At 38.5% G+C, this 24,308-nt stretch carries 21 protein-coding genes; 6 read left to right on the top strand and 15 right to left on the bottom strand.

Annotated elements, in window-relative coordinates; all coding sequences use genetic code 11:
* From ACEW8U_RS05520 to gldA, 3 genes are all read right to left on the bottom strand, one after another.
* The coding region (locus ACEW8U_RS05520; protein ID WP_373521039.1) for a Gldg family protein at nucleotides 1-563 on the bottom strand (563 nt) is incomplete at its 3' end.
* A complete protein-coding gene (gene gldF / locus ACEW8U_RS05525) occupies nucleotides 560-1,282 on the bottom strand; it encodes a gliding motility-associated ABC transporter permease subunit GldF (RefSeq protein WP_373521040.1) in 723 nt (240 codons plus the stop codon). The genes ACEW8U_RS05520 and gldF, both read right to left, overlap by 4 nt.
* Nucleotides 1,282-2,190, bottom strand: a complete 909-nt coding sequence (gldA, locus tag ACEW8U_RS05530; RefSeq protein WP_373521041.1) for a gliding motility-associated ABC transporter ATP-binding subunit GldA — start codon at nucleotides 2,188-2,190, stop codon at nucleotides 1,282-1,284. The genes gldF and gldA overlap by 1 nt, the downstream gene beginning before the upstream one ends.
* Before the next feature lie 178 nt (nucleotides 2,191-2,368).
* Here gldA and ACEW8U_RS05535 point away from each other — a divergent pair, with 178 nt between their 5' ends.
* Nucleotides 2,369-2,617: a hypothetical protein gene (locus ACEW8U_RS05535; protein WP_373521042.1), complete on the top strand. Its 249-nt coding sequence runs from the start codon at nucleotides 2,369-2,371 to the stop codon at nucleotides 2,615-2,617.
* Between the two features lie 381 nt (nucleotides 2,618-2,998).
* Here ACEW8U_RS05535 and ACEW8U_RS05540 read toward each other — a convergent pair whose 3' ends face one another.
* Both ACEW8U_RS05540 and ACEW8U_RS05545 read right to left on the bottom strand, forming a co-directional pair.
* Complete coding sequence (locus ACEW8U_RS05540) at nucleotides 2,999-3,211, bottom strand: DUF2683 family protein (protein WP_373521043.1); 213 nt, start codon at nucleotides 3,209-3,211, stop codon at nucleotides 2,999-3,001.
* A 30-nt stretch (nucleotides 3,212-3,241) separates the two neighbouring features.
* Nucleotides 3,242-5,893, bottom strand: a complete 2,652-nt coding sequence (locus tag ACEW8U_RS05545; RefSeq protein ID WP_373521044.1) for a DUF5686 and carboxypeptidase regulatory-like domain-containing protein — start codon at nucleotides 5,891-5,893, stop codon at nucleotides 3,242-3,244.
* A gap of 206 nt (nucleotides 5,894-6,099) precedes the next feature.
* On the opposite strand from ACEW8U_RS05545, the gene ACEW8U_RS05550 reads away from it, so the two are divergent.
* The 5 genes from ACEW8U_RS05550 to ACEW8U_RS05570 all read left to right on the top strand — a co-directional run bounded on the left by ACEW8U_RS05550 (nucleotide 6,100) and on the right by ACEW8U_RS05570 (nucleotide 13,520).
* Nucleotides 6,100-8,544, top strand: coding sequence for a carboxypeptidase-like regulatory domain-containing protein (locus ACEW8U_RS05550; protein WP_373521045.1), 2,445 nt, complete (start codon nucleotides 6,100-6,102; stop codon nucleotides 8,542-8,544).
* A complete protein-coding gene (locus tag ACEW8U_RS05555; RefSeq protein ID WP_373521046.1) occupies nucleotides 8,541-9,608 on the top strand; it encodes a DUF4249 domain-containing protein in 1,068 nt (355 codons plus the stop codon). Before ACEW8U_RS05550 ends, ACEW8U_RS05555 begins: the two co-directional genes overlap by 4 nt.
* Nucleotides 9,609-9,672: 64 nt before the next feature.
* Nucleotides 9,673-10,746, top strand: a complete 1,074-nt coding sequence (locus tag ACEW8U_RS05560; RefSeq protein ID WP_373521047.1) for a DUF4249 domain-containing protein — start codon at nucleotides 9,673-9,675, stop codon at nucleotides 10,744-10,746.
* Between the two features lie 171 nt (nucleotides 10,747-10,917).
* The gene (gene dnaK, locus ACEW8U_RS05565) at nucleotides 10,918-12,840 is read left to right on the top strand and encodes a molecular chaperone DnaK (RefSeq protein ID WP_373521048.1); all 1,923 of its coding nucleotides are present in this window, start codon (nucleotides 10,918-10,920) and stop codon (nucleotides 12,838-12,840) included.
* Nucleotides 12,841-13,145: 305 nt separating this feature from the next.
* On the top strand, nucleotides 13,146-13,520 hold the full coding sequence (locus ACEW8U_RS05570) for a co-chaperone GroES (protein ID WP_373521049.1): 375 nt from the start codon (nucleotides 13,146-13,148) through the stop codon (nucleotides 13,518-13,520).
* Nucleotides 13,521-13,560: 40 nt separating this feature from the next.
* Here ACEW8U_RS05570 and ACEW8U_RS05575 read toward each other — a convergent pair whose 3' ends face one another.
* The 10 genes from ACEW8U_RS05575 to ACEW8U_RS05620 all read right to left on the bottom strand — a co-directional run bounded on the left by ACEW8U_RS05575 (nucleotide 13,561) and on the right by ACEW8U_RS05620 (nucleotide 24,306).
* Nucleotides 13,561-14,640 (bottom strand): fatty acid desaturase, encoded by a 1,080-nt coding sequence (locus ACEW8U_RS05575; protein WP_373521050.1) that lies wholly within the window; start codon nucleotides 14,638-14,640, stop codon nucleotides 13,561-13,563.
* A 280-nt stretch (nucleotides 14,641-14,920) separates the two neighbouring features.
* Entirely contained in the window at nucleotides 14,921-15,220 is a 300-nt protein-coding gene (locus ACEW8U_RS05580) for a hypothetical protein (RefSeq protein ID WP_373521051.1), read from the bottom strand.
* Between the two features lie 289 nt (nucleotides 15,221-15,509).
* Nucleotides 15,510-16,685, bottom strand: coding sequence for a porin (locus tag ACEW8U_RS05585; RefSeq protein WP_373521052.1), 1,176 nt, complete (start codon nucleotides 16,683-16,685; stop codon nucleotides 15,510-15,512).
* Nucleotides 16,686-16,811: 126 nt separating this feature from the next.
* Nucleotides 16,812-18,116: an ammonium transporter gene (locus ACEW8U_RS05590; RefSeq protein ID WP_373521053.1), complete on the bottom strand. Its 1,305-nt coding sequence runs from the start codon at nucleotides 18,114-18,116 to the stop codon at nucleotides 16,812-16,814.
* Nucleotides 18,117-18,689: 573 nt separating this feature from the next.
* Nucleotides 18,690-19,670 (bottom strand): porphobilinogen synthase, encoded by a 981-nt coding sequence (gene hemB / locus ACEW8U_RS05595; RefSeq protein ID WP_373521054.1) that lies wholly within the window; start codon nucleotides 19,668-19,670, stop codon nucleotides 18,690-18,692.
* A gap of 180 nt (nucleotides 19,671-19,850) precedes the next feature.
* Nucleotides 19,851-20,570, bottom strand: coding sequence for a hypothetical protein (locus tag ACEW8U_RS05600; protein ID WP_373521055.1), 720 nt, complete (start codon nucleotides 20,568-20,570; stop codon nucleotides 19,851-19,853).
* 4 nt (nucleotides 20,571-20,574) lie between these two features.
* Nucleotides 20,575-21,267, bottom strand: coding sequence for an ABC transporter ATP-binding protein (locus tag ACEW8U_RS05605; RefSeq protein ID WP_373521056.1), 693 nt, complete (start codon nucleotides 21,265-21,267; stop codon nucleotides 20,575-20,577).
* Nucleotides 21,268-21,327: 60 nt separating this feature from the next.
* The gene (locus ACEW8U_RS05610) at nucleotides 21,328-21,876 is read right to left on the bottom strand and encodes a TlpA family protein disulfide reductase (RefSeq protein WP_373521057.1); all 549 of its coding nucleotides are present in this window, start codon (nucleotides 21,874-21,876) and stop codon (nucleotides 21,328-21,330) included.
* A 168-nt stretch (nucleotides 21,877-22,044) separates the two neighbouring features.
* Nucleotides 22,045-23,256 carry a porin gene (locus tag ACEW8U_RS05615; RefSeq protein WP_373521058.1) on the bottom strand — a complete coding sequence of 404 codons (1,212 nt, stop codon included), beginning with the start codon at nucleotides 23,254-23,256 and terminating at the stop codon, nucleotides 22,045-22,047.
* A 396-nt stretch (nucleotides 23,257-23,652) separates the two neighbouring features.
* Nucleotides 23,653-24,306, bottom strand: coding sequence for an HAD family hydrolase (locus ACEW8U_RS05620; protein WP_373521059.1), 654 nt, complete (start codon nucleotides 24,304-24,306; stop codon nucleotides 23,653-23,655).
* Nucleotides 24,307-24,308: the final 2 nt, after the last annotated feature.

Genomic DNA, 24,308 nt, shown 5'->3' on the forward strand with positions numbered 1-24,308 from the left:
AGTTTCCGGATTGCTTGGGCCAGTTCAAATTCCAAGTTTTCAATGGATTGATTTAATATTTGATCGGGTCCCAATTCCTTTTCTCCTTTGAGCAACAAAGCCCCTGTCTCAAATTCCTCATTTCGTACCACAACACCCGGAAAAATCAATTTGCTTTTTTGACCTCCTGCTTCAGAAATGTACAAGGTGGTGGGGTTAATTCCATATCCTGCCAAATCCACAATATAATCCTCCTTGATATCTGCAGGAAGACTCAAAGGGTCTTCATAGTAGAAAATGATTTTTTTGGCGCTGTATGCATTAAATGTTTTTACCGTTTCTTCAATGGACCTTTGAAGCCTTCTCATCCCACCGGGAAGATCACCAGTCAATAAAATTTCCACTTCCAAAGGTTCCTCAATGGATTCCAGCAAGGCAATGGTAGCAGGATGAAGGGAATATCTTTTATCTTCAGTCAGGTCAATCCTGAACGGAAATAGGGTAACCAATACCCAAATGAGAACAAGTATTCCAATCGGAATTCCGTAACTCTTGATATGCGATATATTGGAAACTTTGCTCATCTCCTTCTGATCAAAACTCCTGTTAAGCCTAACATCAGTATAATCACTGTAAGAAAATACGCCACATTTCGGGCTTCTATCACTCCCCTACTCAGACTTTGGTAATGATAACTCAAACTCATTTCTTCCAAAAACAAAGCAAACGGACTCATCACCTGCAGCTGAACCAAAGCGGTCAAACCAAAATACAATAAAAATGAAATGAAAATGCCCCATATAAATGCGACTATCTGATGTGATGTCAGGGCACTGCTGAAAATACCTATGGAAGCAAAGACGGCCCCAATAAACAACAGGCCAATCCAAGAACCAAAAAAACTTGCATGGTCAATATTCCCAACAGGGTCTCCCAATTGCACTACCGAATAGTAATAAACCAATGTCGGGATCAATGCCACGAAGATCAAAGTTACTGAGGCAAAGTATTTGGCTAAGATGATCTTTTGGATTCCCAAAGGTGACGTCATCAATAATTCCCAAGTACCGGTTTTCTTTTCCTCCGCTATCATCTTCATGGTAATTGCAGGGATCAAAAAAGTAAATACAAACGGAGTGTACACAAAAAGCGGTTCCAAATCTGCAAAACCATATTCCAAGACTGCAGTATCCGGAAAAACCCAAACTATCAGACCAAGGGAGACAAGAAATACACCTAAGATCAGGTATCCGCTGACATTGCTGAAGAAAGCATTTACTTCTTTCCAATAGAGTGCTCTCATCAATTTTGGGTGATTTGATGAAAAATTGATTCCAGATTTTTTTCCTGTTGTTGGATACTGACCAAAGTCAGAGTCCTCTTTTGTATTATTTGTAGCAGTTCTTTTCTGGCAGAAACTGCATCTACTACCGTTAAGCTGATCGCATTCGTTTTGTTTTGGAAAAAAGAAACCTCTCCTAAATGGGCAAACCATTCCAAGTCCAAAGACTCTTCCGTCTCCACTAACAGGATATTTTTACCTGCATCTGACTTAAGGTTTTGCAATAAATCGGAGGCAACAATTTTTCCTCTGTTGATAATGACAACTTTGTCACAGATTGCCTCCACCTCTTGCATGATATGGGTACTCAAAATCAACGTTTTGTTGACTGAGATATTTTTTATCAATTTTCTGATTTCTGCCAATTGGTTGGGATCCAGTCCGGTGGTGGGTTCGTCCAAAATGATCACCTCAGGGTCATGGATCAGCGCTTTGGCCAACCCTACCCTTTGTCGGTATCCTTTTGAGAGTTGATGGATCTTTTTATTCGCTTCCAATTCAAGGCCACAGAGGGAAATCAGTTCTTCTATCCTAGTTTTCAGGATATTACCCTTCATTCCATAAAGTCCCCCGATAAAATCCAAAAACTCCCTGATATACATATCCAGATACAGCGGATTATGTTCGGGCAGGTATCCGATCATTTTGCTAACGGCTTTTGGATTCTCCAAAACAGAAATCCCATTCACCAGCACATCGCCGGAATCTGGTAAAATAAAACCCGTCGCCACCTTCATCGTAGTGGATTTTCCGGCACCATTTGGTCCCAGAAAACCCAATACTTCTCCCTTTTCCGCCACAAAAGAAACCTGATCTAGCGCCTTCTGCTGACCGTAGGTTTTTGTAAGTGAATTGATTTGAAGGGACATTTCGAATGTAGGTATTTGGGTGGCTAAATTAAGGAATGGTTTGGCTAAAAAAAGCATAAAATCAAAAAAGGCTTCTAAGAAGCCCCGTGGAAAGATGAAACAGCCATGGACTGTTAAATCTTTTGCAATATTAAACCTTACTGCCTGCTAATATAGAAGGGATTGGGGGATTTTCAAAATGTTGAGGTTGGAAGTTGGGAAGCTGGAAGTAGGGAGTAGGAAGTTCAAAAGTGATCAGTGGGCAGTTTTCAATAAAACAGTGGGCAGTGTGGAAATGACCTTTTGGACGGTTTTCCTAAAATTAGTGTTTAAGAGTACTTTCCAACTTCACCTTGTCACTTCGACAATAGGTCTTGTCCGCCGAGGCGGAAGAAGGCAGTGGTCAGTATGTCAGTGGTCAGTTGGCGGTGTTCAGGAGCCAGTGTAAAACAGTGGTCAGTAGGCAGTGAAACAGTGAGCAGTGTGGGAATGACATATTGCACAGTTGTCCTAAAAATAGTGTTTAAAATTACTATTAAACTTTGCCTTGTCACTTCGAGTTTACAACATTTTATAAATGTTCAAAATAGGGAAATGACATCAAGTTGCCCGTCATCCCGAGGCACGAGGGATCTCCAGAGGTTCTATTTATGTTAATTCTATCATTTACTGATCCTCGTGAGACCCTTCCTACGTCAGGGTGACGGCAGCTCTGATTTATGTCATTTGTACGTCAGGAGAAGTCTATGCACCAATATGGATAAAATGTGAAGTATGCATTAGATGTGAATTGTATCTATATCTTCCTTGGCTTGAAGTGTGTACTCAATTACTCTTTCCATATATCATCAATATCCATCTTTACTGTTTTCCCTTCTTTGGCCTGCAGCCTGCTTTTTTGAATTTTGGCCACAAATTCAGGGTCATAAGGTTTCTCCTTGGTAATCTCGAATTTGATTTTGAGTGCCTTAACTAAAGCCTTCAGGGCATTTTCCTGCTCTTCGGTTTCTGGATGTATTATAAATGTATTTTCGGTTTTCATGGTGTTTTATCTTAGTTGCCTTTGTTTACATCAATCAAAATTAATATTAATAAAACTGGCAATCCCAAACCTCATACCTGCCCGCTGAAAGGTGCCTCCCTCAAAACCTGCACCCATTTCAACCCTGAATATTCTAAACAGGTTATCCAAGGAATATCCCACTTCCCAATAGTGGGGTGAGTTTTCTGTTTTGAGGTAGTTGAAGAAAATATTCTCTCTGACACCGGAAAATCGAAGCATGGGCAACTGGGTCAACAAAAACTTTCTGAACTGGTAATGGACTATGGCACTCACATATTGGCTTTGGGTGCTGTATTGATAATAATCCAAAAACCTATAATTAGAAGCCACTCCCATATTGGCAAATATGGTCCTGTTACCGCCAAAATGTTTGAAGTCCATAAAATATACCTGGTCATTGTTCAGGAATGCACCCGCTGTCAGGTTGAAGTCCAATTTACCACTGACCCCAAAATTGAAAAAGTGCTCCACACTTGCTTCTACCAAATCAAATTTGGAAGCCATCGCATTGTTGAACATACCCGGAAAGGCCTTTGTATATCTGAAATTGACCAAAGGTGCGGATTCATAAATCGGGTTTTTGCGTCCGTTTCTGATATAATATTTCATTCTAGGCCTCCATTCGACATTGTTGCTCCAAATCAAGGCGTGGTGATTTTCAAAAGCTGTGGGATCAGCTTCAATATTATCGGGTCTATTGGGAGTATATATTCTTTCAGGCCTGTTCCAAAGGCTTACATCTGAATTGTTTACCAACTCTCTCCGATAAGCATAATTGACATTGGTCCTATAAGTAAAGGCATCATTGACCCTGTGACTGTAGAAAGCCTTTAAGAATTGTTGTTCATAGAGTTTCATGAAATTTTGTCTCAGCAACAGGGAATACACCATGTTGACCTGTTCCTGAATGGGATTGTCTCCATTGAACTGGAAAATATATTTTCCACCCGTCAGCCCATAAGTATATCCGGGTCTTCCTTTGTTGACAGACCTTCTGATGTCCAATGTTCCATAGGCCTGTTGGCTGGCAAAGCCATATCTGAATTCGGGACGGATCGTCCATGACCTCCGATGCATGGTGACCGAATCCGCCATTTTGGTGTTTTGGACTATCCTGTAAAATCCTGATATACCGAATTTAAATCCTTCCAACGTATTGAAAGACAGCTTGGTCAAGTTGGGATCAAATCCCGCAGACCTTCCTTTTCCAAATGAATAAGAGCCACCTGTGATAAACTCTAAAGGCTTAAATCCTCTTTTTGCTTTTTTGGCAATACTGTCCACTTCACTTTCTTTGGCAGCTTCCACTACGGCAAGACTGTCATCTCTTTTGTATCCTTTGATTTCCGCATCTGTCAACTTCACCGGCCTGATACTGTCCCAATAACTCAGGTCTCTCTTTTTAGCCAGACTGTCAACGGTATACTTTCTATCAGAGATGACTTCCACTTCTTCCCTTTCTTTTAATGCTTCCTTTTCATATTCATTGACCAATTTTCTGAAATCCTTTCTGGTCATTTTGTCGGCCTGACTCATTTGTTCAAGACTTGAAAGGCTCTTGCTGAAGGTGTTAACATCATCAGGAACAATATCTACTTTTTCGTCAATGATCTTTGTCTCCACTATCAAATCCGGATTGAGTGTAATATTATAATCCCGGGTGGATGCTAGGTATCTGAATTCTCCGGCGAAACCAAAAAATTTACCTCCAAAAGTATAGGTATGGGTAGAGGGCATCCAAACATTTTCTGCCACAGGTTGATAAAGCTGCTTGACTCCAATTTGAAATCCCAATAGTGAAGTGGTCAAATCCAAACTGTGTATTGCCCAAAGGTCTTCTATGATATATATATAACCTTCAAAAACACGTTCTCCCCTTGATCTTGGGGTTACTTTGACGCGGTTGATCATCACGCCATTTTCCACATACGAACCTTCATATTTGAATTTATAATAAACAAACGCCGAGGGTGCCAATGGGGAAATTGCCTCATTGATTTTTTCATTGTAAAAGCTTGTAGCAATATAGGGAGCCGGCGAAGTTTGATTGTTTTCCCCATTGGTCCGGATGCTGATTACTTTTTCTTCGACAGTATTGGGTTGCCTGAAAGTAATTTGGGAGACTGATTCAGAAGTATAGGCCTCATTTAACTTAACACCCTCTTTTTCCATTTCTTTTTTCAAAAAAAACGGTGCATTGGTCAACTCCCCTGTGCCTTTCAAGTATACCATCATCGTATATTCCTGCACCTGAAGTCTATGGTATTTGGATTTGGAAATGGCTTTACGCATGATGGTCAAAGCAGGATCTTCCTGTTTCGTCTTTACTTCCACTTCCTGCAATGCATATACCTGTTCACTCATTTCAAAATCCAACACGATCCAGTCGTCTTTGACTTCCACGGTTTTCAATTCCGATGCATAGCCGAGATACTGTGCCAAAACATCATAATACCCGGGTTTCAACCTGAATTCATATTCCCCATTTTGGTTGGTCGGAACCCCGTCACCTAAATTCCTGATATAAATGGAAGCAAAAGGCAATACTTCACCATCAGAAGTGGTCACTTTTCCTTTTATGCCCTGTGCTGTCAGATCTGAAATGAAAAAGACAAATAAAACTGAAATGAAAAACCGAAAATATATTTGATTCAGAGACATAGAGGTGTCATTGATTTTTGAAAACGAAAAATACTGCTTTCTGCATTAACGAAAGCAATGCAATCAGGTTTTTGACATTTTTTAACCAACAGAGAGGGGAATCCAAGATGGGCTGAAGAAATGAATCTAATCACCTGTGACTTTTTAAACAAGAAATAAATCGCTTACTTGTATATCAATATTTCAAACGCCTTAGGGAAAAGGTTGTGGATAAGATTTTTAAGATTCATCGTACACACAAGATCAGGATTTATTTTTTGATTGTATTTGGTATTTTATTGACCACAGCCAATTCCACAGTATACGCGCAAACTGAAACTCCCACAGTGAATTTTCAGTCAGACTCAGAAAGGAAAAAAGCCAAATATATTCTGACCGGAAAAGTAACAGACAAAGAAACCGGCGAAGTCCTTTCCGGGGTATCTGTCCATGTTGATGGGTTATTTACAGGGATAAATACCGATAGAAATGGAATGTACTTTGCGCATTTGGATTCTGGCAGGCACAGGATTGTATTCAGACAATTCGGCAAAAAGGGACAACCTTTTATAGTAGAACTTTTTGGAGATGGGGTATTAGATTCAGAGTTGGACAACATGAGTTTCGAATTGGAGACCTTTATTGTCCGTGAGGAAGAAAAGGACAGGAATATAAAAAGTCCCATCACAGGTGTAACGAGAATGAATATTGAAGACATCAAATTGATTCCTGCTTTGATGGGTGAACCTGATGTCTTTAATGTCCTTCAGGCTACACCCGGAGTCACTTCTGTAGGAGAAGGATCTTCGGGATTGAATATAAGAGGCGGTCAAGCGGATCAGAATCTTATCATGATGAATGAGGCAATTGTACTCAGCAACAGTCATGCCTTGGGTTTTCTATCTGCTTTTAATGGGGATGTTGTCAGGAACTTTACTTTATATAAAGGTACTGTTCCCAGTAATTTTGGTGGTAGGAGCGCTGCGGCACTGAATATAGAAATGCGCAAAGGAGATTTTGAAAAATGGAATTATTCAGGATCGCTTGGGACTGCTGTGAGCAAGTTTTTGGTCGAGGGACCAATTATTCCTGAAAAAACAAGCATGATTGCAGGATTGAGAAGGTCCAATGCGAATTGGCTGTTGAAGAGAGTCAATGAACCTGATGTCAGAAACAGTAATATCAAATTTCATGATATTTACTTGGGACTCAACCACAAGTTCTCCCGAGAACATTCCCTTGATTTTTCCTTGCTAAATACAGGCGACTATTTTAGGTTTTCTGATCAGTTTGGATTTGAGTGGAATAATTTCGTCACCTCACTTACAAGCAATAACCTTTTATCTGAAAACTTTTCACTGATTGGAATGGCTGCTTTTGGTTCATTTAATAATGGATTTTTTGAACCATCCGGCACAGACCCCTCTATTATCAAAAACGGTCTATATTATTATCAGGGGAAAATCACTGGGTTACTTACGCTTGAAAAAACCAATATTACTTTTGGTGGAGAAGCTGTCCAATATCAGATGAGACCTGAAACACTCATGCCTTTTACAGTTGAATCCGGGATTTTTCAGGAAAAAGTAGCAAAGCAAAGGGGATTAGAATTTGCGCCATTTGTTTCTATGGACTGGAATCCTAATGAAAACTTTTCAATCTCAGGTGGACTCAGGTATTCTCAATATCATCAATTGGGACCTGATTCGGTTTATCGGTATCAGGAAGGATTACCCCAGTCTAGGCTCACCATTTCTGGCATTGATGCAATAGATGAGGGTACCATAGTCCAATATGGAGGATTCGAACCCCGAGTATCCGTGAGATTGACATTCAATGAAGTGAATTCCATCAAAGCAGGCTATTCAAGCATGTTCCAATATTTACAGACCATATCAAATGCCACAGGTCCAACTCCTATTGATCTTTGGCAATTGAGTACCAACTACATTCAGCCGCAGAGATCCCACAATTTATCTTTGGGTTATTTCAGGAATTTCAAGGAAAATGAATGGTCCACTTCAATGGAAGGATTTTATCGAACTACCGAAAACCAGTTGGAATATAGAGATTTTGCCGACTTATTCCTTAACCCACACCTGGAAACCGAGGTAATCCAAGGCCAAGGTCTTGCATATGGTGCGGAATTTCTCATTCAAAGAAACACCGGAGGCATTACAGGTTGGTTAGCTTATACTTACAGCCGTTCCCTTATAAGAACGACTTCTGAATTCAATGAAATCCAGATAAACCGTGGCAATTGGTTTCCAACTAATTTCGATAGGCCTCACATCGTTTCGTTGGTGACAAACTTCCATTTGGGAAAAGGAAGGAATTTCAATTTGAATTTCAATTTTTCAACCGGAAGACCTATCACAGCACCATCCACAAACTATCTGATAAATGGGATTTTGATTCCTGATTTTAGTGACAGAAACCAATTCAGAATTCCAAATTACTTTAGAATGGACCTTTCTTATCTAGCCAAAGGTTTTGTCAGAAATTGGAATGACAAAATTAATTTCAGTATATATAACTTATTGGGAAGAAGGAATGCCTACTCGGTGTTTTTTCAAAGAGAAGAAAACTCGCTCAGGCTGAGACCTTATCAAGTATCTATTTTGGGATCTGCTTTTCCATCAATTACCTACAGCGTAACATTTAATAAATGAAGAAGATAATCCATTTATTTAAGTTAAGTAACTTGCTTAATTTTGCATGGGTTTTTTTGGTATTCTCATGTATTGATAGGCTGGATTTTTTAGGTGACACCAATGAAGGACAAATAATCATCTATGGATTGCTGTCAGCCGGGGAAACCATCCACAGCGTAAATGTAGGGTCGAGCAGGAGTTTAGGCTTTACACAAAAGGGCATCCCCAATGCGGAGGTAAATTTATTGAGCCAAGAAGGTGGTACATTTCGATATACATCTCTTGGAAATGGGAATTATGAGCTGCATAATTTTATTCCAAAGGAAGGTCAAAACTATTCCCTTGAGGTTTTGGTGGGTGAAAATGTATATAAATCAACCTTCCAAGAAATCCCAACTTCAATCGGGACTGATAGCTTAAGTTATCAAATCGCATATGAACCTTTTAGGACTGCATTAAATGAACATGTTTTTAAGGTGTTCAGTAAAACCCGTCTTCCCAAAGATGATGAGCCTATTTACCTAAGGTGGAAAGTTGAAGAAACCGAATATTGGCAGCTACTTTGGATTCCTCCGGGTGTTCCACCGCCTCCGCCATGCTTTATCTCTGATATCATGGAACCTGCAAAAATCAACATTTTTGATGGATCAACCAGCAAAACACAAAACTTTGATCAATTGCTGGTGACTAGAAAAATTGACAATTCTTTCTTGTACCCAATGTTTATTAGTGTCAGACAATATAGCATAAGCAGGGATGCTTATGAATATTGGGACAAAATCAAAACCGTACTGGAAAATCAGGGCTCCTTATTTGATATTCCACCTGCTCCCATCATTGGAAATATTAAAAATACGAATGACCCCAATGAGAAAGTTTTGGGATTCTTTGAAGTTGCCAAATCACAGGTCACCCGTTTTTTTGTGACTTCTGAAATATCCCCTATTTATTTGCACCCTCCCTGTCTTTATATACCAGAAAGGGCTTCAATAGAATACCCTGCAGAATGTTTGTCGTGTTCAGATAGGGCATTGGGCAGAAAGTTCGTTACGATAAGACCTGATTGGTGGGTATATGATTGACCTTATATCATTAATTACAAAATCGCAACATTATAAATCCATTTCCTACAAGGAAAAAATATAAATGAAGAAAATTTTCAATACATTCATTTTCAGCCCTCAAAATCTAGTTTGGCTAATTTTAGCTTTCTCATGTATTGATAGACTGGATTTTATAGGCGATACAATAGAAGGTCAAATCATCATCTACGGGCTATTGGCAGAAGGAGAAACCACTCATACTGTAAATGTAGGGTTAAGCAGGAATTTTGGTTTTGTTCAGAATGGAATACCCAATGCCAATGTGAATCTATTGGTAAAAAATGGAGGAACCATTTCATATAGATCAGTCGGCAATGGAGATTATGAACTTCAGAACTTCACTCTTATAGAAGGGCAAAGTTATTCATTGGAAGTGATTGTCGGGGAAAAAGTATATAGGTCATCTTTTCAGGAAATCCCAAATTGGGTCGGCATTGACAGCTTAAGTTACGATGTTGCCTATGAACCTTTCAGGACTACAGCCGACGAAGATGTTTTGAAGATCTTCAGCAAAACCCAACTTCCACCAAATGATGAACCTGTTTATTTAAGGTGGATCGTTGAAGAAACGCAATATTGGGAATTGGTTTGGATTAGGGCACCGGGAATTCCTCCACCTTTGCCCCCTCCATGTTTTATCTTTGACATTATAGAACCCACCAAAATCAACCTTTTTGATGGATCAGCATCCACAACCCAAAATTTTGAACAATTATTGGCAACAAGGAAATTTGATGATTCATTCTTGTTTCCGATGTTCATCAGTGTCAAACAACTGAGCATCAATAGGGAATCCTATGAATATTGGGAAAAAATCAAAATCGTAATTGGTAATCAGGGTTCCCTATTTGATATCCCCCCGGCCCCCATCATCGGAAATATCAAAAACGTCAATGAACCTAATGAAACGGTTTTGGGCTTTTTTGAAGTTGCTAAATCCCAAGTATCCCGGTTTTATTTAACCTCTGAAATTTCGCCTGTTTTTATAGAGCCTCCTTGCACATTTGTATTAGGAAGGCCATTATTTGAATATCCATCTGAATGCCAGACTTGTGCAAATCGGGCATTGGGAAGAAGGTTTGTTACAGTAAGACCTGATTGGTGGGTGTATGATTGACCTGACATCACATCCTGCTTAATGACAACTTTGAAAAATCTTTTTAAAATCTGTGACACAAATCTGTCAATCTGACACAAAATCTTGGAGAATGTTCATTGGCACAACCATTGTCAATAAGGAAATTATAATTTAAAAAATTGTAATCAATAACAGAAATAATATATCATCATGGGAAAAATCATAGGTATAGACTTGGGTACTACTAACTCTTGCGTTGCCGTAATGGAAGGCAGCGAGCCGGTGGTCATCCAAAACAGTGAAGGAAGAAGAACCACTCCATCTATTGTGGCCTTTTTGGATAATGGTAATGGAGAAAGAAAAGTCGGTGACCCTGCAAAGCGTCAGGCAATCACCAACCCTGCCAATACTATTTCATCAGTAAAAAGATTTATGGGCAAAAAATTCTCCGAGGTTTCCGAGGAGAAAAAACATGCTTCTTATAAAGTAGAACAAGGTTCTAACGACACCATCACCATCAAAATCGGTGACAGAGCTTACACCCCACAGGAACTTTCAGCCATGATTCTTCAGAAAATGAAGAGTACTGCCGAAGACTTTTTGGGTCAGACTGTTACCGAGGCTGTCATCACAGTTCCTGCGTATTTCAATGACGCTGAGCGTCAGGCTACCAAAGAAGCCGGTCAGATTGCAGGTTTGGAAGTGAAAAGGATCATCAATGAGCCTACCGCAGCCGCTTTAGCTTATGGTATGGACAAGAAAAATAGAGATATGAAAATCGCAGTGTATGACCTAGGTGGTGGTACCTTTGACGTTTCTGTTCTTGAATTGGGTGATGGCGTATTTGAAGTTAAATCAACCAACGGTGACGTTCACTTGGGGGGTGATGACTTTGATCAGAAAATCATCAACTGGCTTGCAGACGAATTCAAAGCTGAGGAACAAATCGATCTGAGAAAAGATCCGATGGCACTTCAACGATTGAAAGAAGCAGCTGAAAAGGCGAAAATTGAATTGTCCAGTTCTTCCTCCACTGAAATCAACCTACCTTATATCACAGCAACACAAACTGGTCCAAAGCACTTGGTGAGAACCTTGAGCAGAGCCAAATTTGAGCAGTTATCAGAGGATTTGGTTAAAAGATCTATGGATCCTTGTAAGAAGGCGCTTAAAGATGCAGGATTGTCTCCATCAGATATAGATGAGGTAATCTTGGTAGGTGGTTCTACCAGAATTCCAAAAATCCAAGAAGAAGTTGAAAAATTCTTCGGTAAAAAACCCTCTAAGGGTGTTAACCCTGATGAGGTTGTTGCCATTGGTGCAGCTATTCAGGGTGGTGTATTGACCGGTGAGGTAAAAGATGTGTTGTTGCTTGATGTGACGCCGCTATCTCTAGGAATCGAAACGATGGGTGGTGTTTTCACCAAATTGATAGAATCCAATACAACTATTCCTTCAAAAAAATCAGAAGTGTTTTCAACCGCAGCTGACAATCAGCCCGCTGTAGATATTCACGTATTACAAGGTGAAAGACCTTTGGCCAAAGATAACCGCTCAATAGGTAGATTCCAATTGAGCGATATCCCGCCTTCACCTAGGGGAGTTCCTCAAATCGAAGTGACTTTCGATATTGATGCGAATGGTATCCTCAACGTATCTGCCAAGGATAAAGGAACAGGAAAAGAGCAAAAAATCAAGATTGAGGCTTCTTCGGGATTGTCACAAGACGATATCGAAAGAATGAAAAAAGAAGCTGAGGCCAATGCTGTAACTGATAAAGCAGAAAAAGAGAAAATCGAAAAATTGAACCAAGCTGACAGTCTTGTTTTCCAAACCGAAAAACAACTGAAAGAATATGGTGACAAGCTTTCCGATGGCAATAAAGCCAATATTGCTTCAGCTTTGGAAACTTTGAAAAAAGCACATCAGTCTCAGGATATGTCCGGAATTGATGCTGCTATGGAAACCCTGAATAAAGCTTGGGAAGCTGCTTCACAGGAAATGTACAACTCCACTCAAGGAGCTCAGCCAGGACCTGACGCAGGAGCAAGTGCAGACGCAGGGGCATCAGCAGAAGCAGGAGACAGTGTCTCTGATGTAGACTACGAAGAAGTGTCCGAGGACAAGAAATAAATAAATCATAATCCAAAAAAGACGGCATCTATATTTGATATGGATGCCTCTTTTTTTTGGAGACGTGAGATGTGAGACATGAGATTTGAGACTAGGTTTTCTGAATTAAGAAAGGCTGTTAAAAACCTTGGAGGTATGGCTAAAAGAAATGTGGATTTGTTACAAGAATCTGCTTGCGATAATAACTTCTTTAACCATTCAGCAATCCCCAATCGACCCCAAATTTTGTCTTGTATCTTGTGTCTTCCATCTTGAGTCTTGCATCTCCAATCTAAAATCTTACTTCTCAAATCTAAAATCAAATAATGAAACTCACCCCAGACAATAAATTGAAAAAACTCATCATCGTAGGCGACCGTGTTCTGATCAAACTTCGGAAGGCCGATGGGAAAACAGCAACAGGACTTTATCTTCCTCCCGGTGTACAGGAAAAAGAAAAAGTACAGCAGGGCTATATCATCAAAACCGGCCCTGGATATCCCATACCTTCACCCATGGAAATAGATGAACCTTGGAAAGATCGGGATGACAATATTAAATACATCCCCCTTCAGGCAAAAGAAGGTGATTTGGCTATTTTCCTTTTGAACGGATCTTATGAGGTGATTTATGAAGGCGAAAAATACTACATCGTGCCACAGCATTCAATATTGATGCTGGAAAGAGAGGAAGACTTGTGAAATCCCTTTGTGTAATTAAACTTCAGAGGTCTTTTCGATATTAACTTGCAATTATCTCTTTTTGGAATGTATTGACTTGTTCAAACTTATTCACCCTTGCCTTTAATAGGGAAATCATCTCATCTTTATCCTTAAAAGAATTATTAATATTGACCAGATGTGCGGCCATTTTATCATAATTTTTTGTCATCAGCCAGGTGAATATATGGAGGTAATGTACCCCTGAGAACACAAAGGTTTTTTTCTCTGCAAGCTGAACTCTATACTTTTCAAACATCAATGGATATTCAGTATAATGGGCTGCAGGTTTTAGATGATGAAATGCATGGTAACCATCATTCCAGCATTTATGATTGTAAAAAGTATTCATACAAATAACTGTACTTGCCAACTCATCTCCTGGTTCGATGGGGTCTACAAATGCATGCTGTGTCCAATTGCCCAACATCATGACTAATCTTGCAAAAAAGAAAGGAACCACAAATACAACCATGGTCGCTTTGAAATTAAAAAAACAAATGGCTACTGCAAAAATGTAGAATAATATTTCACTGTAGCTCAATGGAACATAAAATTTCCTCAATTTTCTTTTGAACAAGAATTGATAGGTATCATGGAAGCCCATAGCCATGAAATTCAACCAGTATTTGATAAAATCCTTAACGCTATCCCTTTGGTATCCCATGGTACTGCTGGAATCCTCGGGCATGTTTCCTTCAATGTGGTGCATTCCGATATGATGACTATTGTAAGATTCCCCAAGATGTCCAAAAAGTGGACACAAGAACCAGAGAATATATTTTTGCATCCACTGCCATTCGGATTTCCACATACTGCGGTGGCAAAAGCAATGAAGCATCAGTCCAAAAGAGCCTTTGAAATAAAACTGGGAAATGTAGAAATAAGGAAGTGCTACAACCCACCACAGAATTCCATTTAGAATCGGTAAGTAAAGCAAAATAGCCAACGGAATCACTGATAGATGGATGGAAGTCATCAAATGTAAAAAGGGCAAGTCCCGTGGATCTTTGATAAATCTCATCAAAAATTGTTCATATATTGAAAAGGATTCTTTTTCTTGATAAACAGGATCTGTAATTTGAATTGGAAATGCTAACACGTGTTTTAATTTATTGTTGACAATCTCTCAATTTAAAAATATTTATCTAAGAAATTAAATTTAACTCATCAAAATGGCTTACTTCTTATACAGGAAATTTAACTTTCTCTCAATCAGGTAATATGGAACAAAAAACAGGTTCAAAAATATATTTTGATATGCGATGAATTTAGGAACCGCTAAATAGTGTAGTATATGCTATTGCAAAAAGCATCCATATTGACCAAAAAAAAGGATGCCTAATCAGCATCCTTTCTTAAAATAAGTTATCTTGGTGAAATTAGTTTTTAGTCCAAGGTTTTCTATTTTTAACCCCCGAACCAGTTTTCCTTTCTTGGGATTTGGTTTCCAGGTTAATGGCCACCACTTCTGAGTCATCTTTCCAAATCCTGACATTTTTGAATTCAGGACCTTTTTTTTCACTGGGGTTAACATTCAAGATCACAACACTTGACTTTTGCTGATGTTTCCATGGTTTATAGTTTTTGGCAGCCGGGCCTTTCAACTCCCTTAATTCCTGGGCATGGGTTATAGCAATCGTAAAAAGGAAGGTGACAAATATCAGAACTATCTTTTTCATATATAATCATTTGAAATGTTTGAAATCAATAGATATACGTGAAATTAGAAAAATGTTTGCACAAAAACAGATTATTATATGTCATTTTAAATAATAAATGAAATTATATGCTGTTTATGATTTTAAAAATAGGGTATATAAAGACCCATTATTTTTAAAAAAATTGAAATCTTACTGATCTTAGGTTCAAAAAATGATTAAAAATATGAATAAATAAAAAAAAAAATCCAAAACCAACCTCCATTTAAAGGAGATAAGTTTTGGGAAAAACTTTAAAAAAATAACCTATTTAAAAGGAGAATACCGCAGCCAAGAGAAAGGAGGAAAGATTCTTTGAAGGATCTAAAGAATTGTTCACAAAGGAGTTTTCGGAAGTGGCATCCATCCTTATTTCAGGTATTAGTGTAAAATTCTTTGATACCTTAACATTCCCAGTTAAAGTGAGCGCCAACACATTCCCATCGCCGGCACCGTTCAATCCGATTGCGCCGTCCACACCGGTATTGAATACTGAGAAATATTCACCACGAGCACCGATTTTTAATTTTTCAGATAACTGTGACTGAAGATAGATGGCTGCTCCATAGAAACCTGAAGCATTACCACTTACATCTTCAACATCACTTGTTGGGGTCACTATTTCTCCAGTTGAAATCGTATTGTATGTTGTATTAAAGCCAAGGTAAAATTTATCTGTCAGGTCAAATCCTGTAGTCAAATCAACCTGAAAAGTCTTCCCTGCTGATATTTCACCAACACTCAAAGGAAAATCCAAATCAAAAGTGCCATCTTGATCTCCATACAAGAAATTCAAATAAGTGCTTCCCTTTTCACCAGTGTAGCCTATTTGTGCACCTAAAGTATAACTTTCCAAATTATTGAATTCCGTCATATCCGTGGGATTCATCAGAGATGCCATAAAGGAAAATTTGTCTGATAAGGTAAAATCTGCCTTTATACCTGTATGTGAAAAGGGACCATATGAAAACATATAGGATGTAGAGTAATTGAAATTGCCTGTTGGGGAAATCACCTCATAACCTAAATAGGTATTGAAATTCCCAAAAGACAAGGTCACCGCATCCGAAACAGTCCAATACACATATAGCTGATTGATAATTTGGGAACTTCCACCAAATCCTCCGGTATTCATCGGGGATTTAAAAACGGCATCTTCACCTCTTGGCCCAAAGACTAAATCAGCGACAACCCCTACATTTTTTCCTTGGTATGTTGAGATAAGATTGAACATCCCCAATGAAATTCCGGGCAGGTTTCCAAATGAAGTTGCAGGTGATTGGGCAAATTCTCCTTTGGTGGGAGCGTTAAGATTTTTCCTGAAATAAACATCCGCAGAACCTGAGAATGTAAAGCTTCCCTTATCTTCCTCTTCTTCATATTGAGCAATTGCGGGCATAGAAATTATTAATAATAGAAATATTATTAGTGCATAAGAATTTTTCATTTTAGTTTTGATTATCGGTTAAACATAGTTTTGCTGAAGAGAACCCTGACCCAATCAGAAAGAGAGTCGCGTTTTTTTCCTTGGGCAGGGTTCTTGCTTTTTTTTTATTTTCTTATTATGTATGACTTATTCGTCATATACGATGGTATAACCTCTTATACCGTGTTCGTGGGAATCCAAACCACTTCTTTCATGTTGTTCTGAAACCCTTATTCCTACAGAAACTTTTAGGATATAGAAAATTGCAAATGCGGCAATAAATGCCGTTGCCCCGCAAATGGCTACACCGATCAATTGAGTGATAAAGGAATGGTCAGGATTGGTGGAAAAAATCCCAACTGCCAAAGTTCCCCATATGCCGCAGGTAAGGTGCACTGAAACGGCACCTACAACATCATCCAATTTCAGTTTATCCAAAAATATGGCGGAAAATACAACCAGAATACCTGAAATAAATCCTATCAAAATCGCAGATGATGGGGCAAAGACGTCTGCACCTGCAGTTATTCCCACCAAACCAGCCAGGATACCGTTCAATAACATTCCAAGATCCAGTCTTTTGAATGCAAAGTAGGCTGCCAAAAATCCTCCAAGTCCACCTGTAGCTGCTCCAAGGCAGGTCACTACTAGAACTATTGAAACGAGTCCCGGATCAGCAGATAGTACTGATCCTCCATTAAAACCAAACCATCCAAACCATAGCATGAATACCCCTATCGCTGCTAATGGCACACTGGCACCGGGCTTTTCTACAGTTTTGCCATTTACATATTTACCAATACGCGGACCGACCAAAATAACACCTGCTAGTGCTCCCCAACCCCCAACTGAATGGACTAAAGTAGAACCCGCAAAATCGTAGAAACCCATGTCATCCAATGCCCCACCACCCCATTTCCAACTTCCGATGAGAGGATAAACAATTCCAACAAATATCAAAGTGAATATCAAGTAAGCTGATATTTTTACCCTTTCAGCTATTGCACCTGAAACTATTGTGGCAGCTGTGGCAGCAAACATTGCCTGAAACAGAAAGTCTGTCCAATAAGTATATCCCCCATCCGCATACCCCGAGGTGATATCAGCATCAGCAGGACTAAACCAAAACATGCTCCAGCCCGAAGCATCAAAACCAAACCAACCGGGGGTTTCAAATCCAGGATACATCAGGAAAAACCCCAATGCAGCATAAGTTACAATTCCGATAATCGGAGTAATTGTATTTTTAAACAATATATTTACTGTATTTTTTGCCTGGCCAAATCCGGTCTCCACTCCGGCAAATCCAAGGTGCATAATGAATACCAATGCAGTACAGAGCATCATCCATACATTATTGGTGGTCAAAACATTTTGGGCTATTTCTACACTTAAGTCAGAAATCCCGGGCGAATCGCTCACCTGAGCGAGTGTCAAATGAATCCACTTCATAGGCTAAATTTTTAGAAATTTTGATAGGTTTGAGTATAATTTACATCTAAATCTAAATACATTTTTTATTAAAAAATAACACATCTATTACGATATATGTAACTAATACATCATTTAATTACGGTCTTTATATAAATTATCTTCTATTTTTTTGATTAATTCAATTACTATCCCTCATTGATAGGTATTGAATACTTCACAAAAGTATTTGCATAAAAATATTTCTTCTTCGCAATCGATTCCGGTTTTTTATAAACAGAATATTATTATATTCAATTAAAATTATACGATTTTTAAATTTGATAATTTTCAAAAAACTTAAATTTGGACAATTAAAAAATAAAAATTATTGTTTTTGTGCAGTAAAAAAAATTCAATTTTTACAATATTTTTTTAAATAAGGTGTTTTGTAAACCAAAAATTGGGAATTAATTTATAATTTTTGAAAAATCAGATCAAATTTTAACTATCAAATTTATTTTTCTCATAAATATTCAGAATATTGGTTAAAAATCAACCACTGATGTATTAAAACAACTTAACCAAATTATAGGAAAGTATCCAATTATTTTATCATTGACCTTTACCAATTTGAATTTGGGCAAACTCTTTGGCAAAATAGCTTAGGATGACATTGGCACCTGCCCTTTTGATACTAAGAAGGGATTCTAACATTGCCCTTTCACCGTCCAGCCAACCTCTTTGGGCTGAGGCTTTAATCATGGCATATTCTCCACTGACATTGTATGCAGCTATAGGGAGATTGGAATTGTCTTTCAATAGTCGTATCACATCCAAATAAGCCAAAGCCGGCTTCACCATCAAAAAATCTGCACCTTCTTCAGTATCCAAATCGGCTTCTATCAAGGCTTCATAGTAATTGGCAGGATCCATCTGATAGGTTTTCTTATCTCCCATCTTCGGCGCCGAATCCAAAGCATCCCGGAATGGACCGTAGAAAGCCGAAGCATATTTCGCCGTATATGACATTATCGAGACATTATTAAAACCATTGTCATCTAACATGCTCCTTATAAATCCAACCCTTCCATCCATCATGTCAGAAGGGCCTAAAATATCAGCCCCTGCCCTAGCTTGTGCCAAAGACATTTTTGCCAATATCTCCAAAGTCTCATCATTCATTATTCTCCCATTCTCAACCAAGCCATCATGCCCATCAGAGCTATAAGGGTCCATGGCCACATCAGTCATGACCACTGCTTCAGGAAAGGTAATTTTGATTTTATGGATTGCCTTTAGGTAAAAAGTCTCAGGATTATGGCTTTCTGTGGCAAATCTATCCTTTTTACTTTCTGGGTATGCAGGAAAAATGTCAAAAGCCATGATGCCCAACTCCATGCATTCCCCTATTTCTTTCAGCATCAGGTCCAATGAATACCTGAATATGCCTGGCATAGAAGCTACCTCGATTTTTTGGTTTACCCCATCTATCAAAAACATTGGGAAAATAAAGTCTTTGACAGAAAGCCTCGTTTCTTCAACCATATTGCGGATGGTTTGCGACTTTCGGTTTCTTCTTGGTCTTCTTAGCATGGTAATTCGATTTTTCTCAAAGATACTATTATGATAAAAACCATTTTTATTTTTACTCTCTTTAATAAGAATAAAAATTTCACTTTCATTTTAAGAATAAGTAAAGCTAAATAATGGTCATATAAAAAAATCTTACGATTCGATCATCTAAAGTGTCATCAGGTTTGATTTAAGCATAAATCAAAAATCCCTCCTTTTAATGATTAACAGTGACCCAAATTGATACAAGAGTAAATAAACTATGAGTGCAATGACCAAAGTAAAGTTCAGGCCTTCAAAAGTCTGGAATTTATTAAACAATTCCATTTGGGCAAAATACACCATATTATCCTTTCCTCCGGATGCCAATTGAAACTGACCTGCAATTTTCAATGGGATTTCAATAACACTGATCGCAAAATAAACCAATATGGCCCAAAGTGCCCTCTTGAAAATATTGACAAGAAAAACCGCGAAAAGTCCCCAAGCTATATTACTGAGCAAAAGACCTGTATACCAAAACCAAGGAATATCCAAAAATCCGGAGAATCCTCCTATAATCAATCCTAATATTGGAATGGACAACAAGGACAAGACCATAATAGCCATTACATAAAGGCCGACCGTAATCAATTGGGAAAGGAATAACTCATGTCGTCTGTATCCATTAAGCAATCTCTTTCGGTTTACCTGATTAGTATATTCTCTTGAAACGGCCACTAGGGTGCCAAAAAACATCAGTTTGATGCTCACCATATGCATAAACTTCACCGACTCGGTAGATGATATTGCATTACCAAAAATTGAATTGACCCCAAAAGGAATAGCAATGATCATCAAAAGGTATAATCCCGCAAACAAATAGAAATCAAAGCGTTCCAGCTTATAAATTTCAATTTTCAACATTTGTGGTAACGTCATCTGATCAAAATTTATTGGTAAATACTGATTCAAGGGATTTGAAATTATCTTTGACTGCTTCTTTGCTTCCATGAAAAATATTTTTTCCGTTTTTTAAGATCAAAAAATCAGTGCAGACTTTTTCTACTTCATCCAGGTAATGGCTCGAAAGCATTACTGTCTTTCCTTCACTTTGTAACTGAATAATCAAATCCCTGATGAAAATGATCCCCTCGGGATCAAGTCCATTCGTGGGTTCATCCATAATTACAAATTCAGGTTGGGCCAATAAAGCATCCGCCACTTCCAATCTTTTTTTCATACCGTAAGAAAAATTCTTAAAGCTTTTATTCCCCACATGACCCAATCCTACTTTTTCGAGGAGCAGATCTACCCTCGACAAGTCCACGCCTTTTGTCATCGCAGAAATCGTCAGGTTTTTTTTGGCAGAAATATTCCGGTAAAAATTACCCTGATCCAGAATTACACCTACCCTATTTCTGACTTCCTCAGGATCATTACTTCCCAAAATGGTAAAAGAGCCTGAGGAAGCTTTTCTGAGCCCTAAAACTATGCTGAACAAAGTAGTCTTTCCACTGCCATTTGGGCCTATGACCCCAAGGACCTGACCTTTCTTCAGACCAAAATTCAATCCATCCAATGCACGCTGATTGCCGTATTTTTTGGTCAATTCTTTGGTTTCCAATATCTCTCCCATCCAAAACTTTTTAAATCTTCAGTCTGTTACTTTGCTTTAAAACAAAAAGCCAAAGGTAAATTACTTTTTACTTCTAATTTCCTTTTTGATAAATCTTTCAATCCGCTGCAAATCATATTTGGAACCTCCAACAAAAACTTCTTTGACACTGCCGTCTTTCTTAACCAAAATATGTAAGGGAATCGCTCTGCCCTGATATTCTTTGTCCAATTTCATCAATGCTTCCAAAGCTCCTACATTCTCAAAACTTTTCTCGAAACTGAATTCAAATGATGGTCTTCTTTTCTTAAATTTCTCAAAAACCTCTTTACTTTCATCAGAAAATGCCAGAAAACGGATATTTTGATCCCTGTATTTTTCCACAAGTTCATTCAGTTCGGGTATTTCCTGAATACATGGACCGCACCAAGTAGCCCATAAATTGACAATCAGTATTTCATTTTCCAATAAAGTGGGGAATTCATCACTGCCAATAAAACCATTGAGGTACTCCCGGAAATTGTCTACATGTTGGGAATTGTTAAGTCTAAGTTCTTCAATAGAATTTTGATAGAAATGCCCCTGCAAAAACAAGAGAGGGATGAGGAAAAAATTGAATAGAATTTTCATGAGGGCAAGAAATGGTTTTGATTGATTCTAGTGTGCAAGCAAATATATTTCCAATTTCATTCCAATCAAGTAACCAATTTCATTGATCATTGATATCAATAAGTTGCGGGAAAAAAAACAGGCCAAAATCTTGACCTGCTTTACACATATATAGACTAAACTTTATTTCTAGAAATTGACCTGCGCCTGCAATCTCAACAGACTTCCTTTTTGCCTGTTATCAGGATTCAATGAGTTTTCAAATGTTCTGTCCGAAATGGTGTACATAGCTACCAACTCAAAAGCTTTGTGTGGTTGCCATTCCACCCCAATTTCCAATTCATTGACCCGATGCCTAGTAGCATCCAACTCATGCTTTTTGCCCCCTTTGTAATAGTGGTACCTTGTAAAAGGAATGAAAATATCAGAGTTTGATTTCAACATATAAGTAGCCATGACATAGCCACCACGTAGTGGTGCATCTTCCACCGTATTGGTTTCAGGATTAATTTCCGGTCCTCTTCCCCAATTGAATTCCGCTTGCAATCCAAATGGCTGCGGATAAATAATCAATGATGGCCCGTAACGGTATTCCGAAAATTCAGTCTGATCAAAGTCCGTTTGGGGATTTCGGTTGATCACAAATTTACCAGTGTATGCTTGGAAAGATGTCTCAATAATTTGTCCTGATGTCAATTCCCATGGATAAGTCGCCCTTGAAACCAAATGGAATGATTTGTTTTTTTCAGGAGCGTTGGCAGTCTGGCCGTTGTAAACTCCCAATCCAAAAAGCCCATAATCACCAGATCCTTTCAGACCGGAAGAAACCAATTGGCTGAATCTCTGACGGATTTCTGTAGGTGCATAATAAAACATTACCCCGATATCACGTTCGTTGGCCACAGCAGAATTCAATCCGTCATTCCTGTCCAATGGGATCCTGTTTTGACTTGATTGTAGGTTTTCAAATCCAAAGGGTACTTTGGATTGACCTATTCTAAGTCTGAATTCCTGTTTTTGATCCAAGCCCAAGTCAAAATAGGCATCACGAATCTGGGCAAAATTACCCCCATTCGAGGCAAAGTCAGGCTGAATATACATGTAGACCCTTTCATGAATTTGTCCATAAAAAATCATCCTGATCCGACGGAAGAAAAAGCCTCCTCCATCGCCTCCCCAGGATTTGTCACATTGATCACATTGCAAGCCAGGATTGGTTTCAAAGAAACCATTGTAACGTAACTGTGCATAGCCACGTAATTGAATGGTTTCAAACCATGGTTTTTTGATCACAGGAGTAGTCTCATGTGTGCTAAGGGTGTCTTCATGAACGTCCCTTGCAAAAACGTCCGTGAAAATCATTATCAACAAGATAATGGTCCCTGCGAATTTTATCCGCATTTAAGAAGATGATTTAAGTAGTGAATACTATTTGTACAGCGACACAAAAGTGGGGAACCTATATTTCTTTATGATGAGGCTAATATTATCAAATTGTTATCGGATAATATCCCTTTTTGATTCAAAACAGATCAGAGTTAACCGAAAGATTGAAAATGGTTGAAAAAGGAGGGCTGGGTAGAAATTTGGCTGTGTTAAGTAAATGTTAACACATGTCCAATGTTAAATAATACTTAAAAAATTGTTAAGTAAAAATCCCTTGAATGGGGTGGAAGCACGCAGTGCTTCCACCCCATTCAAGGGATTTTTTGATATTTTATAAATAAGCTCACTCCTACTAAAATTATCAGTCAAATATCAAATACAGGACTTTTCGGACTTCCGTCTTCCAACTATTTAATTCAACAACCCCAACACCTTCTCCACATCAACTTCTCTGAAGTCCTGGATATACAAATCGCATATCGGCAATTCTTTCTTGCTATGAGAAGAAAGGACTCCAACCACTTTCATCCCCGCATTTTTGGCAGCCGTCACTCCTGAAAATGAATCTTCAAAAACCAAACAGGAATCAGGCTCAACTTGAAGGTTTGCTGAAGATTTTAGATATATCTGTGGGTCAGGCTTGTGTTTGGTCACATCCTCGCTCGCTAACACAGATTCCATATAGTCAAACAAAGACAAGGTTCCAGCTATCAGTTCCATATTGGCAAAAGGTGCTGAAGTAGCTACTCCGGTCAGAAATTGATTGGTTTTCAATTGATGGAAAAAATCCATAAATCCGGATATAGGGTCAATCTTATCCTTATATATCTCCCTGAACAGACTCTCCTTTTCATTCTCAAGTTCCAATAGTTCGTCTCCGGAAATTGGCTTACCAAAAAAATGACTCATGATATAAGAATTGCTCTTGCCGTACATGTGCAGTGCAAACTCCTCCTCAGTGGGATACATATTTCTTTTGGCAAAAAATTCTTTGAATGCCATTGAATGGTAGGGATTGGTATGGCAGATTACGCCATCCATATCGAAAATGACTGCTTTTTTCATGA

This window comes from Aquiflexum sp., assembly GCF_041751335.1.
Lineage (GTDB): Bacteria > Bacteroidota > Bacteroidia > Cytophagales > Cyclobacteriaceae > Aquiflexum.

Coding starts and splice junctions, on each gene's coding strand:
- gldF (WP_373521040.1), bottom strand. CDS start 1,282: ATGAGAGCACTCTATTGGAAAGAAGTAAATGCTTTCTTCAGCAATGTC.
- gldA (WP_373521041.1), bottom strand. CDS start 2,190: ATGTCCCTTCAAATCAATTCACTTACAAAAACCTACGGTCAGCAGAAG.
- ACEW8U_RS05535 (WP_373521042.1), top strand. CDS start 2,369: ATGTTGAGGTTGGAAGTTGGGAAGCTGGAAGTAGGGAGTAGGAAGTTC.
- ACEW8U_RS05540 (WP_373521043.1), bottom strand. CDS start 3,211: ATGAAAACCGAAAATACATTTATAATACATCCAGAAACCGAAGAGCAG.
- ACEW8U_RS05545 (WP_373521044.1), bottom strand. CDS start 5,893: ATGTCTCTGAATCAAATATATTTTCGGTTTTTCATTTCAGTTTTATTT.
- ACEW8U_RS05555 (WP_373521046.1), top strand. CDS start 8,541: ATGAAGAAGATAATCCATTTATTTAAGTTAAGTAACTTGCTTAATTTT.
- ACEW8U_RS05560 (WP_373521047.1), top strand. CDS start 9,673: ATGAAGAAAATTTTCAATACATTCATTTTCAGCCCTCAAAATCTAGTT.
- dnaK (WP_373521048.1), top strand. CDS start 10,918: ATGGGAAAAATCATAGGTATAGACTTGGGTACTACTAACTCTTGCGTT.
- ACEW8U_RS05570 (WP_373521049.1), top strand. CDS start 13,146: ATGAAACTCACCCCAGACAATAAATTGAAAAAACTCATCATCGTAGGC.
- ACEW8U_RS05580 (WP_373521051.1), bottom strand. CDS start 15,220: ATGAAAAAGATAGTTCTGATATTTGTCACCTTCCTTTTTACGATTGCT.
- ACEW8U_RS05585 (WP_373521052.1), bottom strand. CDS start 16,685: ATGAAAAATTCTTATGCACTAATAATATTTCTATTATTAATAATTTCT.
- ACEW8U_RS05590 (WP_373521053.1), bottom strand. CDS start 18,116: ATGAAGTGGATTCATTTGACACTCGCTCAGGTGAGCGATTCGCCCGGG.
- hemB (WP_373521054.1), bottom strand. CDS start 19,670: ATGCTAAGAAGACCAAGAAGAAACCGAAAGTCGCAAACCATCCGCAAT.
- ACEW8U_RS05600 (WP_373521055.1), bottom strand. CDS start 20,570: ATGACGTTACCACAAATGTTGAAAATTGAAATTTATAAGCTGGAACGC.
- ACEW8U_RS05605 (WP_373521056.1), bottom strand. CDS start 21,267: ATGGGAGAGATATTGGAAACCAAAGAATTGACCAAAAAATACGGCAAT.
- ACEW8U_RS05610 (WP_373521057.1), bottom strand. CDS start 21,876: ATGAAAATTCTATTCAATTTTTTCCTCATCCCTCTCTTGTTTTTGCAG.
- ACEW8U_RS05615 (WP_373521058.1), bottom strand. CDS start 23,256: ATGCGGATAAAATTCGCAGGGACCATTATCTTGTTGATAATGATTTTC.
- ACEW8U_RS05620 (WP_373521059.1), bottom strand. CDS start 24,306: ATGAAAAAAGCAGTCATTTTCGATATGGATGGCGTAATCTGCCATACC.